Below are 15,099 nucleotides of genomic sequence, written 5' to 3'. Positions count from 1 at the left end.
AGCTCCGTTGTCTACTGGGTATCCGGACCCCTCCCGGGTCCAACCCCCCGGCCGGCTGAGGTGCCCCGACTCGACGGAACGCCAGCGCTGCGCCTGGCTGTGCAGACGGAGTGTGACTCCGTCACGGACGCAGAATCGGGCGAAGTCAGAAGACGGTCAACCGGTCAGTCCCGTGCTGGACTGGGCAGCAAACTACCGACCTCAGCTCAGATGTCAACCGTGCCCCGAACAGCGGAAACACCAAGTTTTCGCAGCTAGGACAGGCTGGATGTCCTGGATCGAGGCAGGACGTGTGGGCGATCTCGCTCATATTCCCACAGATCCCGGCACTTCCGCATCAGTCGGCACGGGGAACCAGGCTCTCCAGGGCTCCCGGAAGGGGGCCGGAGTGGATCACGCCGAGCCGTCGCGTCGCCCGGGTCAGCGCCACATAAAGATCGCTTGGTCCTCGCGGGGACTCGCGCAGGATCTCACCCGGCTCGACCACGATCACCGAGTCGAACTCCAGGCCCTTGGCGTCGGCGACGGTGAGCACGCACACCGGCGCGTCGAGCGCCGCCGGGCCCGGGCCGGCGACCGCGCCGGGCACCCCGGCCACCAGGGCCTCCCCCAGCTCCGCCTCCCGGGCGTGGGGGACGATGACCGCCAGGCGGCCGTCCGGGACGACCTCGCGGCGCACGAGGGGCACCAGCCCGGTCGCCGGGCCGGGGACGCGCGCCGCCCAGGGCCGCTCGCCCGTCTCGCGTACGGACTCGGGCGCCTTGAGGCCGGGGCCGACCAGGGCGAGCACGTCGGCGGCGACGGCCATGATCTCCGCGGGCGTGCGGTAGTTGACCGACAGCGCCGCCTCGCGCCAGCGGCCCTTGACGTACGGGTCGAGCACCCGGCCCCAGCTCGCCGCCCCGGCCGCCGATCCCGTCTGGGCGATGTCGCCCACCACGGTCATGGAGCGGGTCGGGCAGCGCCGCATGACCATCCGCCAGGCCATCGCGGACAGCTCCTGCGCCTCGTCCACGATCACGTGCCCGAACGCCCAGGTGCGGTCCTTGGCGGCGCGTTCGGCGGTGGTCAGGTACACCTCGTCGGCCCGCTGTCTGGCCGCGAACCGCTCCGCGTCCATGATGTCGGCCATGCCGGTCAGCTCCAGCACCTCGCGCGCGTACGCGAGCTGCTCCTCGCGCTCCTCCTCGGCGCGGCGGGCCGCGCGCAGCACGCCCTCGTCGATGTGGCCGAGCAGCTCGGCCGCCTCGTCGAGAAGCGGGACGTCGGCCTCGCTCCACCAGTTCTCGCCCGCGCGCGGCGGCTCGCGCAGCAGCAGGTCGCACTCGGCGGGGGCCAGCCCGGCGTCGGTCATCCGCTCCTTGGACGTGTAGAGCCCGATGAGGAGCTGCTGCGGCGTCAGGTACGGCCACAGCCGGTTGAGCGCGGTGCGCACCGGCGTCTCGGTCCGCAGGTCCTCGCGCAGGTCGGCGAAGTCGTCGTCGTCGAGCATCCCGCGGCCGAGCTGCCTGGCCGCCTGCCGGGTCAGCGCGTTCAGCAGGTGCCGTACGAACAGGGCCCGGGCCTCGTTGTGCGGCTTGCGCGACCGCACGGCGCGCGACCGGGCCGCCTCGAAGGTCTGCCGGTCGAGTTTCAGGGTGAACTTGTCCAGGCGGATCTCGACCGGCGCGGAGGGCACGCGCTGCCGGTCCCGCACGGCCTTGCCGACCACGTCGGCCATCCGGATCTCGCCCTTGATCACGGCGACCTCCGGCGGCTCCCAGCGGGTCGCGGTGATCCCGGGGTACAGCTCGCCGACCGTGGACAGCAGCACGTCGGTCTCGCCCAGCGAGGGCAGGACGTGCTCGATGTAGCGCAGGAAGGTGAGGTTGGGGCCCAGGATGAGGACGCCGCGCCGCTCCAGCCGCTCACGGTAGGTGTAGAGGAGGTACGCGGCGCGGTGCAGGGCGACCACGGTCTTGCCGGTGCCCGGGCCTCCCTGGACGACGAGGACGCCGTTCAGGTCGCCGCGGATGATCGCGTCCTGCTCGGACTGGATGGTGGCGACGATGTCGCGCATCCGGCCGGTGCGCTTCTCGTCGAGCGCGGCCAGCAGGGCCGCCTCGCCGTTGAGGGAGGCGCGGTCGGCGTCGGAGAGGCCGTCGAGGTCGAGGAGGTCGTCGTCCACGTTGGTGACGGTCCTGCCCCGGGTCTGCAGGTGCCTGCGGCGGGTGACGCCCATGGGGGCGGCCGGGGTGGCGCGGTAGAACGGCTGCGCGACCGGCGCGCGCCAGTCGATCAGCATCCGCTCCTGGTCGTCGTCGGCCAGGCCGATCCTGCCGATGTACAGCCGGCCGCCGTCGGCGTTGTCGAGCCGGCCGAAGCACAGGCCGTTCTCGACGGCCCACAGCCGGGCGAGCCGCTGCGCGTACATGTCGGCGAACGAGTCGCGCTCGGAACGGTTCTGGTGCGTGCCGGTCGCGCCCTGGGCGAGGACGTCGTCCAGTTGCCCGCGCGTCCGCTCCCGCAGCACGTCGAGCCGCTCGTAGAGCGCGGTGACGTACTTCTGCTCCCGGGCCAGCTCGCCCGCCGATGAATGAGGCATAGGCCGCCCGATTCTACGTGCCCCCGGGCGGGCGCTCCAGCCGACCCCCTCCCCCGCGTCCGCGGACCGGATCGGCGCAGGCCGGAGGGCGGATCGCGCCCTTCCGGAGTCCGGTCACGTCACGAGTCGGTTGCGGGGGCGGGCACCCCCTTGACGAGTTTGGAAAGTTTCCTTACTTTCTCTTCCAGTTAGTGACCTTTCCTAACTTCTTCGCCTTTCCCGGAAGGACTCCCCGTGAGCCAGCCGACCCCCGGCACGCCGAGCCTGCTGCGCGCGATCAACGACCGCGCCGCGCTGATGGTCCTGCTCGAACGCGGCCCCCTCACGCGGCCCGAGCTCGGGGCGCTCACCGGACTGTCCAAGCCCACGGCGTCCCAGCTCCTGTCCCGGCTCCAGGAGGCGGGCCTGGTCGTCCTCGACGGCATCCGCGAGGGCCTCCCCGGCCGTACGGCGGAGCTGTACCGGATCAACGCGGCGGCGGCCCACGTGGCCGCGCTCGACGTCACCCCGGCCCGGATCGCCGTGGCCGTCGCCGACATCACCGGGACGGTCGTCTCCGAGTACCGCCTGCCCACCCCGGGACGGGCGGGCGGCGACATCGTGGAGCGGGTGCGCACGGCCCTGGAGGGCGCCTGCGCGGCCGTGAAGACCGGGGACAGCGCCGAAGACGGCATCGAGGTCGCCGCGCTTCGGCGCGCGGTCATCGGCATCGGCGGCGCCGTGGACCCCTCGACCGGCCGCCTCGGCTACGCCGCGCACATCCCCGGCTGGCACATCCCCGACGTCGTCGGCACCCTGCGGGACGGCGTCGGCGTGCCCGTGGACGTCGAGAACGACGTCAACCTCGTCGCCCAGGCCGAGCAGGCCCGCGGGTCGGCCAGGGGACACCAGGACTACGTGCTGCTGTGGGCGGACGAGGGCATCGGATCCGCGCTCGTGCTCGGCGGCCGGCTGCACCGGGGCGCGACCGGCGGCGCGGGCGAGGTCGGCTACATGCCGGCGATCGGCGCGCCCACCGCCCGCGAGGTCGGCCGGCGCGCCGACCACGGCTTCCAGGCCCTCGCGGGCGGCCCCGCCGTCCTGCGGATCATGCGCGCCCACGGGCTGCGCGGGGCGACGGCCGCCGCGGCCGTGCAGAACGCGGCGCGGGCGGCCGAGTCCGGCGGACGGCTCGCGGCGGCGGCCGGCGAGGCGCTGCGCGAGCTCGCCTCCCGCCTCGCCGTCGGGCTCGCCGCGATCACCGCGGTCGTCGACCCCGAGATCGTCGTGCTGTCCGGCGGGGTGCTGCTCGCCGGGGGCGACACGCTCCGCGAGCTCGTCGAACGCGAACTCCACACGCTTACCATCCCGCGACCCCCGCTGCGCCTGTCCACCGTCGAGGGCAACCCCGTCCTCGCCGGCGCGCTGGACCTCGCCCTCGACACCGCGCGGGACGAGGTCTTCGGGTCGGCCGGACGCCGGGAAGCGCCGGAGCGGGGCGGCAGCCCGCTCGTCACCACCCCCCTTCGCCCGTAGGAGGCACCCGTGAAACGATTGCTGGCGATCTCGGCCGCGGCCGGCCTCGCCCTGGTCACCGGCTGCACGGCCGGCACCGAGAACCCCGGCCCCGCGCTCAAGTCGGCGACCTCGAACGACCCGGTCACGATCGAGTTCTGGCACGGTTTCAGCGCCGACAACGAGCTCAAGGCGTTCGAGGACAGCCTGGCCGGGTTCAAGCGGAAGTTCCCGTGGATCACGGTCAAGCCGACCAAGGCGATCCAGGACACCCAGATCCTGCAGGCCGTGCGCGGCGGGAATCCGCCGGACGTGGCGCTCTCCTTCACCACCGACAGCGTCGCGGAGTTCTGCAAGGCCGGGATCTTCCAGGACCTCAACCCGTACCTGACCGCGAGCAAGATCGACGCGGCGACGCTGTTCCCGAAGGTGATCGCCGAGTACACCGAGTACCGGGGCAAGCGATGCGTGATGCCGATGCTCGCCGACACCTACGGCCTCTACTACAACAAGAAGCTGATGAAGGGGAACGAGCCGCCGAGGACGCTGTCCGAGCTGGCCGACCTCACCAAGAAGCTCACGGTGAAGAACCCCGACGGCACCATCAAGGTCGCCGGGTTCGTGCCCACCAGCCAGATGTACGAGAACGCCCCGATCCACACCGGTGTCATGGTCGGCGCCAAGTGGACGAACCCGGACGGCACCTCCGCGATCGGCTCGGACCCGGCGTGGAAGACCCTCATGAAGTGGCAGAAGGACCTCACCGACTGGTTCGGCTACGACAAGCTGGAGAAGTTCCGCAAGAGCTTCGGCGACGAGTGGTCCGCCGAGAACCCGTTCCAGCAGGGCAAGGTCGCCATGGCCATCGACGGCGAGTGGCGCAACGCCATGATCGCCGCCGACACGCCCGACCTGGAGTACGGCACCGCGCCGCTGCCGGTCGCCGACGACCAGGCGGCCAGGTACGGCGCCGGCTTCATCGCCGGCACGGTCATCGGCATCCCGCGCGGCGCCAAGCACCAGGAGGCCGCCTGGGAGCTGGTCAAGTACCTGACCACGGACACGGACGCGCTGGTCACGCTCTCCAACGCGATCAGGAACGTGCCGAGCACGCTGCCCGCGCTGCAGTCGCCCACGCTGGACAAGGACCCGAACTTCCAGACGTTCCTCGACATCTTCGCGAACCCGAACAGCTCGACGCTGCCCGCGCACATCAACTCGGTGTTCAACCAGCAGACGCTGCAGGAGGCCCAGATCGCCTGGGAGTCGGGCCGCGCCGACGACCTGGACGCGCTGCTCGCCGGGGTGGACAAGAAGATCGACGACAAGCTCGAGCTGACCGCGGGCGACTGACCCCATGGCCGCCGTCACCCTCGGGAACCGGCTCCGCCCGCTCGCCTACCTCTCCCCCTGGCTGATCGGGTTCGCCGTCTTCTTCGTCTACCCGTTGATCTCCACGGTGTACTTCTCGTTCCAGCGGTACGACCTGTTCACCCTCGAACCGGTCGGGCTGCTGAACTACGAGTACTTCCTGAAGGACGAGGCCGCCTGGACCTCCATCAGGAACACGCTGTGGCTGGTGGTCGTGATGGTCCCGCTGCGCGTCGTCTTCGGCCTCGGCGTCGCGCAGCTCGTCACCCGGCTGAAGGCGGGCGCCGGGATCTTCCGCACGATCTTCTACCTGCCCTCGCTCGTGCCGCTCGTCGCCGGGACGCTCGGCTTCGTCTTCCTGCTCAACCCGAGCACAGGGCCGGTGCAGGCGATGCTCGGCGCGGTCGGCGTCCGGTCCCCGGACTGGTTCGGCGACCCCGCCTACTCCAAGTGGGGGCTCACGCTGCTGGCCCTGTGGTCCGTGGGCGACCTGATGGTCATCTTCATGGCCGCCCTGCTGGACGTGCCCAAGCAGCTCTACGAGGCCGCCGCGCTCGACGGCGCGACCGGCTGGCGGCAGTTCGTGCACATCACGCTCCCGGTGATCCGGCCGGTGCTGATGTTCGCCGCGGTGACCGGGGTCATCCAGACCCTGCAGTACTTCACCCAGGCGATGGTGGCCGCCCGAGTCGCCTCGGGCGCGACCGACTCCGCCGGGTCCGTCTTCACCCCCGGCTATCCCGACCAGTCGACCCTGACCTTCCCGGAGTGGCTGTTCCAGCAGGGGTTCCGCGACTACGCGATGGGCTACGCGTGCGTGCTCGCGCTCATCCTGTTCGCGGTCTCCATGGTGTTCACCCTGATCCTGCTGCGCCAGTTCCGCGGGTTCGCCGAGGAGGAAGCATGACCGCCGCCCCCGCGGTGAGCTCCGTACCGGGGAGCGTGGCGCCGTGACCGCCACCGCCGTACAGGGACGGGTGACGTCCCGCCCGCCCGCTCCCGAGCGCGGGCGCCGGGGCCGCGCCACGCTGTATTGGATCGCCAAGCACGCCGTGGCCATCGCCCTGACGATCATGTTCCTCGGCCCGCTCGTGTTCATCGGGCTCACCGCCCTGATGAGCGACCGGCAGGCGCTGACGTCCCAGCTGTGGCCCACCACCTGGAACTGGTCCAACTTCGCGGACATCTTCGAGAAGGCGCCGCTGCTCACCTGGATCGGCAACACGCTCATGTACTCGGTGCTCGCCACCGCGTTCATGCTGCTGTCGTCCATCCCCGTGGCGTACGCGCTGGCCCGGTTCAGGTTCCGGGGACGCAAGCTGGCGTTCCTGCTGGTCATCACCATGATGATGCTGCCGCCGCAGGTCGTCGCCGTGCCCGTGTACCTCATCTGGGCGCGGTTCCACCTGACCGGGACCCTGTGGCCGTTGATCGTCCCGATGCTGCTCGGCGACGCCTTCTCGATCTTCCTGCTGCGCCAGTTCCTCGTGACCATCCCGCGCGAGTACTCCGACGCGGCCCGGGTCGACGGCTGCGGCGAGTTCCGCACGCTCGTCCGGGTGATCCTGCCCATGGCGCGACCGGCCATCGCGGCCGTCGCCCTGTTCCAGTTCTTCTACTGCTGGAACGACTACTACGGCCCGCTGCTGTACGCGGGGACCGACCTGGACAACTGGACGCTCTCGCTGGGCCTGGCCGCGTTCCGGTCGGTCCACCGAGTCCAGTGGAACCTCACCATGGCCGCGACCGTGCTGGCCATGGCACCCGTGATCGTCGTCTTCTTCTTCGCCCAGAAGGTCTTCATCGAGGGCGTCAAACTGACAGGAGTGAAATGAAGCTGGCCGTTGTCGGGGGCGGCTCCACATACACGCCGGAGCTGATCGACGGGTTCGCGCGCCTGCGCGACGAGCTCCCGCTGTCCGAGATCGCCCTGATCGACCCGGACGAGCACCGCCTGACGCTCGTGTCCGGGATGGCCAGGCGGATGCTGGCCAGGGCCGGCCACCCCGCCGTCGTCAGCACGGCCACGGCCGTCGAGGACGGCGTGGCCGGGGCCGGGGCCGTGCTGCTCCAGCTCCGGGTCGGGGGGCAGGCCGCGCGGAACGTGGACGAGACGCTGCCGCTCCGGTGCGGCTGCGTCGGCCAGGAGACGACCGGGGCGGGCGGCCTGGCCAAGGCGCTGCGCACGGTCCCGGTGGTGCTCGACATCGCCGAGAAGGTGCGCCGCCTCGCGCCCGACGCCTGGATCGTCGACTTCACCAACCCCGTCGGCATCGTCACCCGGGCGCTGCTCGACGCGGGCCACCGGGCGATCGGGCTGTGCAACGTGGCGATCGGGTTCCAGCGCCGCTTCGCCGCCGGCCTCGGCGTGACCCCCGACCGGATCTCGCTCGGCCACGCCGGCCTCAACCACCTGACCTGGATACGCTCCGTCCACCTCGACGGGGAGGACGTCCTGCCCAGGATCCTGGCCGAGCGCGGCGACGAGATCGCCGACAGTCTCGAACTGCCGGTGGAGCTGATCCGCGATCTCGGCGTCATCCCCTCCTACTATCTGCGCTACTTCTACGCCCACGACGCGGTGGTGGAGGAGCAGCGGAGCAAGCCGTCCCGGGCGGCCGAGGTGGCGGCCATGGAGGCGGCGCTGCTCGACCTGTACGCCGACCCCTCGGTGGACACCAAGCCGGAGCTGCTGGAGAAGCGGGGCGGCGCCTTCTACTCCGAGGCCGCCGTCGCGCTCATCGCGTCCCTGGTGAACGACCGGGGCGACGTCCAGGTGGTCAACACCCGCAACGGCGGCACGCTGCCGTTCCTGGACGCCGACGCGGTCGTCGAGGTGCCCGCGCGGATCACCGCCACCGGGGCCGAGCCGCTGCCCGTCGACGCGCTCGAACCGCTGTACCGGGGCCTCGTCGGGCACGTCTCCGCGTACGAGTCGCTGGCGCTGGACGCGGCGCTGCGCGGCGGCGAGCGACGGGTGCGGGACGCCCTGCTCGCGCATCCGCTGGTCGGGCAGGTGCCCGTGGCCGACGAGCTCGCCCGGCTGCTGGTCGAGGCGAACCGTCCGCTCCTTGCCTGGGCGGTGTCCCGGTGACCGAGCGCCGTCCGCGCACCGTGCTGGCGGTCGACGGGGGGAACAGCAAGACCGACGTGGCCCTCGTCTCCGAGGACGGGTCGGTGCTCGCCGCCGGCAGGGGCGCGGCGTTCCTGCCGCAGAGCGCCGGGGTGGCGGCCGCGATCGACGTGATCGGCGAGGTCGTCGCGCGGATCCTCCCCGGCGCCTCTCCAGGCGCCCGTCCCGGGGCGCGCCCGGCCGATCCGGGCGGCGGTTTCGGCGCCGACGGCGCCGCCTGCCCGGCCGCCGGGTGGGTCGCCGACCACATCGCTGACCATGTCGCCGCGTACGTCGCGGGGGCCGACCTGCCGATCGAGGAGGAGCGCCTCCGCGACGAGTTGCTCACGCGCGGCCACGCCCCCGACGTCGTCGTCGGCAACGACACGTTCGCCCTGCTGCGCGCGGGGGCCACGGGGCCGTGGGGCGTGGCGGTGGTCTGCGGAGCCGGGATCAACGCCGTCGGCGTCGCGCCGTCCGGCGAGGTGGCCAGGTTCCCCGCGCTCGGCCGGCTCAGCGGCGACTGGGGCGGCGGGTACGGCCTCGGCGAGGAGGTGCTCTGGCACGCCGCCCGCGCCGAGGACGGCAGGGGCCCCCGCACCGCCCTCGTGGACGTGGTGCGCGCCGGGTTCGGCACGGCCACGGTCGAGGAGGCGGTCATCGGGCTGCACTTCGGGGAGCTGTCCGTCGAGGGGCTGCACGGGCTGGTGCCCCCGCTGCTGGCGGCGGCGCGCGGCGACACGATCGCCCGCGGCCTCGTCGAGCGCCTCGCCGAGGAGGTGACCGTCCTCGGCGAGGTGGCGATGCGCCGCCTCGGCCTGCTGGAGGAGCCCTGCGAGGTCGTCCTCGGCGGAGGCGTGCTGACCTCGGGGGACGAGCTGCTGATGTCGCTCGTCGAGCGGGGCTACGCCGGGCGCGCGCCGTACGCCGAGCTGATCGTCGCCGACGTGCCGCCGATCGTCGGGGCCGCGCTGCTCGGCCTCGACCGGATCGGCGCCGCCCCCGAGGCGTACGAGCGGGTGCGCGGGCACTTCCTCCCGGCGCAGGTGTAGCCGCGCCGGGGCCGGGGCCGCGCCGCCGCGTCAGCGCTCGGCGTCCTCCCCGGCCCGGCCCGGCTCGATGTCCGGCGTCCGGTAGTCGTACGGCGTGCTCAGCACGATCGTGGTCCGGGTGCTCACGTTGGCCGAGGCGCGGATCTGCTGCAGCAGCTCCTCGAGGGCGATGGGCGAGGCCACCCGCACCTTCAGGATGTAGCTCTCGTCCCCCGCCACGCTGTGGCACGCCTCGATCTCCGTGAGGTGGCTCAGCCTGATCGGCGCGTCGTCCGGCGCCGCCGGGTCGATCGGCTTGATCGAGATGAACGCGGTGAGCGGGAGGCCGATCTCGTCGTAGTCGACCAGCGCCGCGTAGCCGCGGATCACGCCGCGTTTCTCCAGCCGCCGCACCCGCTGGTGCACGGCCGACACCGACAGCCCCGTCTCCTTGGCCAGGTCGGTGAAGCTCATCCGGCCGTCATGGGCCAGCAACGACACGATGCGGCGATCGATCTCCTCCACCCCTGAAACGGTAGCGCCGTATCGGCGTGCCGGGTGCCGCCGAATGGTGTCAGTTTGTCCTCACCCGCTCGTCCTCACCCGCACGGTGCGGCTCTTCGGGGCGGCCTTCAGGTCGCCGCTCTGGCCGCTGTACCGCACCTGCCACTCGCCGGACCTGGAGGCGGGGAGCTTCTTGGTGAAGGCTCCGTTGTTGGTGGTCGTCGCCCTGCCGACGGGCGCCGACGACCACGAGCCGCCCGTGGGCCGGAACCAGAACGTCACCTCCCTCGACGACGCGGCCACCCACTCGACGCCCGGCGGCGGGTCGAGCGGGGTCTCGTGGGTGAGCCTCCCCGTGTGCTTCACGAGCTTCCCCGCGGACGTGGACGACGGCAGCGCGGCGTAGCCGGAGAACCGCGAGCGCATCTTGGGCCCGCTGCGCACGGCCGAGTGGACGGCCGCGCTCCGCGTGCCCCGGAGGGGGCGGAAGCCGTCGGACCAGCGGGCCGTCCCGAGGTACTCCGCGCGCCACCACCCCGGCTCCCACGCGTCGAGCGTGCAGGCGAACTCGCCGTGGTCGCCGACCCGGACCTCCGCGATCTCGCTCCAGGACAGGGAGTCCTCGGGCCGGAAGGACAACACGACCCGGTGCTCCTCGGGCCGGTCCCGCCCGATCCGGCGCCTCTCGGGCCGCTCCCACGGGTTCCGGTGCTCCGCACGCGGTTCCTCCCCGGAACCGCGCCCTTCGGACCGCTCCCGCTCCTCCCGCTCGGCCTCCCGCTCCTCGGACCGCTCCCGCTCCTCGGACCGCTCCCGCTCCTCGGACCGCTCCCGCTCGCCCCAGCGGGGCCGTTCGGCCTTCAGGACGCCGGTGAGCGTGATCGGGGCGCCCTCCTCCACCGGGTCGGGGGCGACCTGGAAGTCCACGATCGCGGAGGGGTCCCGCTCCTCCACGTCCTCGACCGAGAACTCCAGCTCGTGGACGTCCTCGCCGTACCCGATGACCGCCCGCCAGATCCCGCGCGGGGTGCGCGGCGGGAAGACGTGCTCCGCCCGCCAGCCCTCCTCGTACGGCCCGGCGTCGGACCGGTCGAACTCCAGCTCGGCGCGCGATCCGTCCGGGCCCTCCAGCACGCCGTACGGCCTGGCGCCGTCCGATCCGCTGGTCACGACGCCGATCTGGACCGGAGTCCGCGACTCCCGGTCGAGCACCACGGGGTCCGGCGTGACCTCGGCGTACTCGACGGACGCGGGCGCCCGCTCGCCGTCGCCACCGCCGTCGCCACCGCCACCGCCGCCGTCGCCGCCGCTGTCGTCGCGCGGGGGGACGGCGCGGCCGCCGGACAGGCGCGCGAGCCCGAAGAGCCCGAGGAGATGGAGAAGTCGCAGCACGTCAGCACACCTTTCGATAGGACGCCTCGGGGATGAGGCCTCGCCACTCGTCCTCTGACAACGTCGCCCCGACACGCGCGCAGACCGCCGCGGCGGCCCGTTCGGGATCGACGGGATAGCGCTGGAGCGTTCCGTCCCAGCCCAGGCTGTGGAGATCGCGCCCGCCCGGCCCGAACGCGAGGGCCGCCACCTGCCCCGTGTGCGCCGTGTACGGCTGGCCGAGCGGCAGCCGCGCCGCCACGTCCCACAGGCGCACGCTGCCGCTCGCCCCTCCGGTGGCCAGCAGCCGGCCGTCCGGGGAGAAGGCCAGCGCGACCACGTCGTCGAGGCGCCCCTGAAGCGGCGCGAGGTGGCCGGTCCTGCGGCGGGTCGAGGCGTCCCACAGGTCCACGCCGAGCTTGCTGAACCCGGTCGCGACGGTGCGGCCGTCCGGGCTGAACGCCACCGAGCGCACGCCGTCGTCACTCGGCCCGAAGGGCCGGTCCCAGACCCGCCCGCCGGGCAGCTCGACGAGCGCGTTCCCGAGCCCTCCCACGGCCAGGGCGCCTCCGTCCGGCCGGAACGCCATGACGTCGCCGCCCTCGTGTGCGAGGACGGCCACCCTCCGGCGCGAGGCCACGTCCCAGAGCTGCACCCGCTCGAAGCTGCCGTCCGACGGGCTGACCGCGAGCGTCCGCCCGTCGGGGCTGAAGGCCAGCCCGCCCACCCAGCTCACGTCCGCCAGGGGAAGCGCGGCCAGCCGCGTCCGCCGGGCCACGTCCCACAGGGTGAGGACCGGAGGGTCCTCCGCGCCCACGGCGAGGAGCCGCCCGTCCGGGCTGAACGCGAGCGCGGTGGCGGCCGGGGAGTCCAGCGGGGCGCCCGCGGGACGCCCCGCGGCCACGTCCCACAGCTCCAGGGAGGTCGCGGTCTGCACGGCGGCGAGCCGTGCGTCGCCGCTGAGGGCGACCGTGCGGATCTCCGGGGCGATCCGCTGCGGCGGGGCGCCGACGTCCACGTCCAGCACGGCGACCGCCCCTCCTCCGAGGAGGTAGCTGAGGGTGCGGCCGTCCTGGCCGATCCGGGCGGACGGCATGCCGGACGTGTCGGCCAGGGGATAGCGCAGGAGCGACACACCCGCGGACGACCACAGCCCGACGCTCCTCTTGTCATAGGTGACGACGAAACGCCCGCCGGCGCCGAACGCCAGCCAGACCGCCCCCGCGCCCTCCAGCCGCGCTCCGCGCCGGGCCCCGGCCGAAAGGTCCCAGAAGACGACGTCGGGGCCCGCGCTGACCGCCAGGGTCCGACGGTCGGGGCCGAAGGCGACCCAGACCGCGCGCCCTCCGCCCGGTGCGCGCAGCCGCCTCCCCGTCGTCAGGTCCCACAGCTCGAAGCGGTCGCCGTCCAGCATCGGCGCCGCCAGCCGGTCGTCGTACGACACCGCGACGGCCTCGGCCCCGGGCGCCGGACGGTCGATCAGCCGGGCGCCGCCGGCCGCGTCCCAGACCTGCCAGCGGCCGCCGTCGGTCACCAGGGCGAGCAGGCGGCCGCTCGGGGAGAACTCCAGCCACCGCGCCGCCTGGGCGATCTCCGGCCCGGCGGGCCGCCCCGACGGCAGGTCCCAGACGCGCACCGACCGCTCCCCGGCGACCGCGAGCCACCTGCCGTCCCGGCTCAGCGCCACCTCCCGTACGGCACGGCCCACCCCGGAGACCGCGCCGCGCTCCCTGCCCGCCGCCACGTCCCACAGCACCGCCCGGCCCTGGTCCACGACGGCGAGGGCCAGGCCGTCGCCGCTGAGGGAGAACCGGGCCTCCGCCGTCACCTTCGGCGGCGCGGACACGCCGCGCTCGCGCTGGGCGAGCGAGCCGTACAGCGCGGCCCGCGCCTCGGACACCGGGGCGAGCCGCCAGGCGGCGACGCTCAGCAGCATCGCCCTGGCCGGGTCGGACGACCGCAGCGAGTCGGCGCGCGCGGCCGTCTGCCGGGCGGCGGCGACGTCGCGCTGCCGGGCGGCCGCCGCCCCCTGCGCCACCGCGACGACGGCCGAGGCCAGCACGAGGACGAGCAGCGCGGCGAGCGCTCCGGTGAGCTGCCGTCTGCGGCGGGCGCGCACCCGGCCCAGCGCGAGCGAGGCGTCGAGGAAGGCGCTCTCCAGCAGGTTGGGCGTGGCGTGGCGGCGTCCGGTGGCGGCCCAGGCGACCGCCGCCTCCAGCGCCGTGCCCTGGTAGAGGTCGCCGGGGCGGCGGCCGTGGCCGTCCCACAGCGCCGCCGCCTCGCCGAGCCGGCGGTGGACGCGCAGGCCGTCCCGGTCCGCGTCGAGCCACTCGCGCAACCGCGGCCAGGCCCGGGGCAGCGCCTCGTTCGCGAGGGACACCGCGCCGCCCTCCCGGGCCACCAGGTCCATCCGGGCGAACGCGGAGAGCACCCGCTCCGCGGTCGCCGGGCCGACCACGCCGTCGAGCAGGTCGTCGGCGTGGACCTTCCTCGGCAGGTCGTCGTCGCCCTCCCCCGGCGTGATCATGCGGAGCAGGACCCGCGGCACCAGCGCCCGGTCCACCGGGGACAGCCCGGCGTAGGCGTCCTCGGCCAGCGTCGCGAGCGACGGCGGGGAGGCGCCCGCCGGGGGCCGGACCGGCTCCGCCGTACGGGTGCCCGCCGCGAGCAGGGGCGCCAGCTCGTCGCCGCCCCCCACCAGGCCGAGCAGGAGCGCGCGGGCGGTCGGGCGGTCGCCGGGGTCCTTGGCCATCGCCGCGGCGACCAGGCCGCGCAGCGGCTCCTTGATCAGGGAGAGGTCCGGTTCGGCGGCCAGGATCCCGTGGAAGAGCGCGGCGACGCCGTCGCCGCCGCCGAACGGCTCCCGCCCGGTCGCGGCGAACACGGTGACGGCGCCCCACGCCCAGACGTCCACCTCCGGCCCGGCGCGCCTCCCGAGGACGCTCTCCGGGGCCATGAACGCCGGGGTCCCCGCCACGTGCCCTGTGGTCGTGAGGGACATCTCGCGGGTGCGGGCGATCCCGAAGTCGATCACCCGCGGCCCGTCCGGCCCGATGAGCACGTTGTCCGGCTTGAGGTCGCGGTGGATGACGGACGCCTGGTGGATGGCCGCGAGCGCGGTCGCCACGCCGGTCGCCAGCCGGTAGAGGCGGTCGCCCTCGTACGGACCGTCCAACTCGACGGCCCGCCGCAGGCTCGGCCCGCCCACGTACTCGCTGACGATGTACGGCATGGGCGCGTCGAGGTCGGCCTCGATCACCCTGGCGGTGCAGAACGGCGCGACCCGGCGCGCGGCGGCGGCCTCCTTGGCGAACCTGACCCGCGTGCCGGCTCCGTCGTCGGCGCGCAGCACCTTGACGGCCACCCGGCGGCCCTCCGCGTCGTACGCCTCGTAGACGACTCCCTGGCCGCCCTCGCCGAGCCGCCCGGCGAGCCAGTACTCACCGATCCGGCGCGGGTCGCCGGGAGCCAGGGCCGCCATGCACCGATGGTGCTACGCCGCCCACGACGGGCCAAGAGGTCGTTTCACGGAGCGGAGCGGCGCCTTCTCGACACTCCGCGTCCCTACCCCCATACCCGGGCCGTTCCCACCGCCCGCGACCGTCGTCCTCTATGCGGCACGTGTGGCGTTC

General features: G+C 73.7%; 10 protein-coding genes. 6 read left to right on the top strand and 4 right to left on the bottom strand.

Annotated elements, in window-relative coordinates; translation table 11 throughout:
- Window positions 1-337: 337 nt before the first annotated feature.
- Window positions 338-2,584 carry a HelD family protein gene (locus AWQ70_RS05965; RefSeq protein ID WP_067171532.1) on the bottom strand — a complete coding sequence of 749 codons (2,247 nt, stop codon included), beginning with the start codon at window positions 2,582-2,584 and terminating at the stop codon, window positions 338-340.
- 234 nt (window positions 2,585-2,818) lie between these two features.
- Here AWQ70_RS05965 and AWQ70_RS05960 point away from each other — a divergent pair, with 234 nt between their 5' ends.
- Genes AWQ70_RS05960 through AWQ70_RS05935 form a run of 6 tightly spaced genes read left to right on the top strand, consistent with a single transcriptional unit; the run spans window position 2,819 to window position 9,613 of the window.
- Entirely contained in the window at window positions 2,819-4,099 is a 1,281-nt protein-coding gene (locus AWQ70_RS05960) for an ROK family transcriptional regulator (protein ID WP_084516565.1), read from the top strand.
- A 9-nt stretch (window positions 4,100-4,108) separates the two neighbouring features.
- Window positions 4,109-5,431, top strand: a complete 1,323-nt coding sequence (locus AWQ70_RS05955) for an extracellular solute-binding protein (RefSeq protein WP_067171530.1) — start codon at window positions 4,109-4,111, stop codon at window positions 5,429-5,431.
- Between the two features lie 4 nt (window positions 5,432-5,435).
- The gene (locus tag AWQ70_RS05950) at window positions 5,436-6,356 is read left to right on the top strand and encodes a carbohydrate ABC transporter permease (protein ID WP_067171528.1); all 921 of its coding nucleotides are present in this window, start codon (window positions 5,436-5,438) and stop codon (window positions 6,354-6,356) included.
- Between the two features lie 43 nt (window positions 6,357-6,399).
- The gene (locus tag AWQ70_RS05945; protein ID WP_067171526.1) at window positions 6,400-7,284 is read left to right on the top strand and encodes a carbohydrate ABC transporter permease; all 885 of its coding nucleotides are present in this window, start codon (window positions 6,400-6,402) and stop codon (window positions 7,282-7,284) included.
- Window positions 7,281-8,543 (top strand): 6-phospho-beta-glucosidase, encoded by a 1,263-nt coding sequence (locus AWQ70_RS05940; protein ID WP_067171524.1) that lies wholly within the window; start codon window positions 7,281-7,283, stop codon window positions 8,541-8,543. Before AWQ70_RS05945 ends, AWQ70_RS05940 begins: the two co-directional genes overlap by 4 nt.
- Window positions 8,540-9,613 (top strand): N-acetylglucosamine kinase, encoded by a 1,074-nt coding sequence (locus AWQ70_RS05935; RefSeq protein ID WP_218004432.1) that lies wholly within the window; start codon window positions 8,540-8,542, stop codon window positions 9,611-9,613. Before AWQ70_RS05940 ends, AWQ70_RS05935 begins: the two co-directional genes overlap by 4 nt.
- Before the next feature lie 30 nt (window positions 9,614-9,643).
- On the opposite strand, the gene AWQ70_RS05930 is transcribed toward AWQ70_RS05935, so the two are convergent.
- Genes AWQ70_RS05930 through AWQ70_RS05920 form a run of 3 tightly spaced genes read right to left on the bottom strand, consistent with a single transcriptional unit; the run spans window position 9,644 to window position 14,948 of the window.
- On the bottom strand, window positions 9,644-10,117 hold the full coding sequence (locus tag AWQ70_RS05930) for an Lrp/AsnC family transcriptional regulator (RefSeq protein WP_084516564.1): 474 nt from the start codon (window positions 10,115-10,117) through the stop codon (window positions 9,644-9,646).
- Window positions 10,118-10,177: 60 nt separating this feature from the next.
- On the bottom strand, window positions 10,178-11,488 hold the full coding sequence (locus tag AWQ70_RS05925; RefSeq protein ID WP_067171522.1) for a hypothetical protein: 1,311 nt from the start codon (window positions 11,486-11,488) through the stop codon (window positions 10,178-10,180).
- Window position 11,489: 1 nt separating this feature from the next.
- Complete coding sequence (locus tag AWQ70_RS05920) at window positions 11,490-14,948, bottom strand: serine/threonine-protein kinase (RefSeq protein ID WP_067171521.1); 3,459 nt, start codon at window positions 14,946-14,948, stop codon at window positions 11,490-11,492.
- Window positions 14,949-15,099 lie beyond the last annotated feature (151 nt).

The sequence above is a fragment of the Microtetraspora niveoalba genome, from assembly GCF_001570405.1.
Lineage (GTDB): Bacteria > Actinomycetota > Actinomycetes > Streptosporangiales > Streptosporangiaceae > Microtetraspora > Microtetraspora niveoalba.
This window is presented reverse-complemented; position numbering and strand designations above follow the sequence as displayed.

Excerpts from the sequence above, each read along its gene's own strand:
- AWQ70_RS05965 (WP_067171532.1), bottom strand. The coding sequence starts at position 2,584 with ATGCCTCATTCATCGGCGGGCGAGCTGGCCCGGGAGCAGAAGTACGTC.
- AWQ70_RS05950 (WP_067171528.1), top strand. The coding sequence starts at position 5,436 with ATGGCCGCCGTCACCCTCGGGAACCGGCTCCGCCCGCTCGCCTACCTC.
- AWQ70_RS05940 (WP_067171524.1), top strand. The coding sequence starts at position 7,281 with ATGAAGCTGGCCGTTGTCGGGGGCGGCTCCACATACACGCCGGAGCTG.
- AWQ70_RS05920 (WP_067171521.1), bottom strand. The coding sequence starts at position 14,948 with ATGGCGGCCCTGGCTCCCGGCGACCCGCGCCGGATCGGTGAGTACTGG.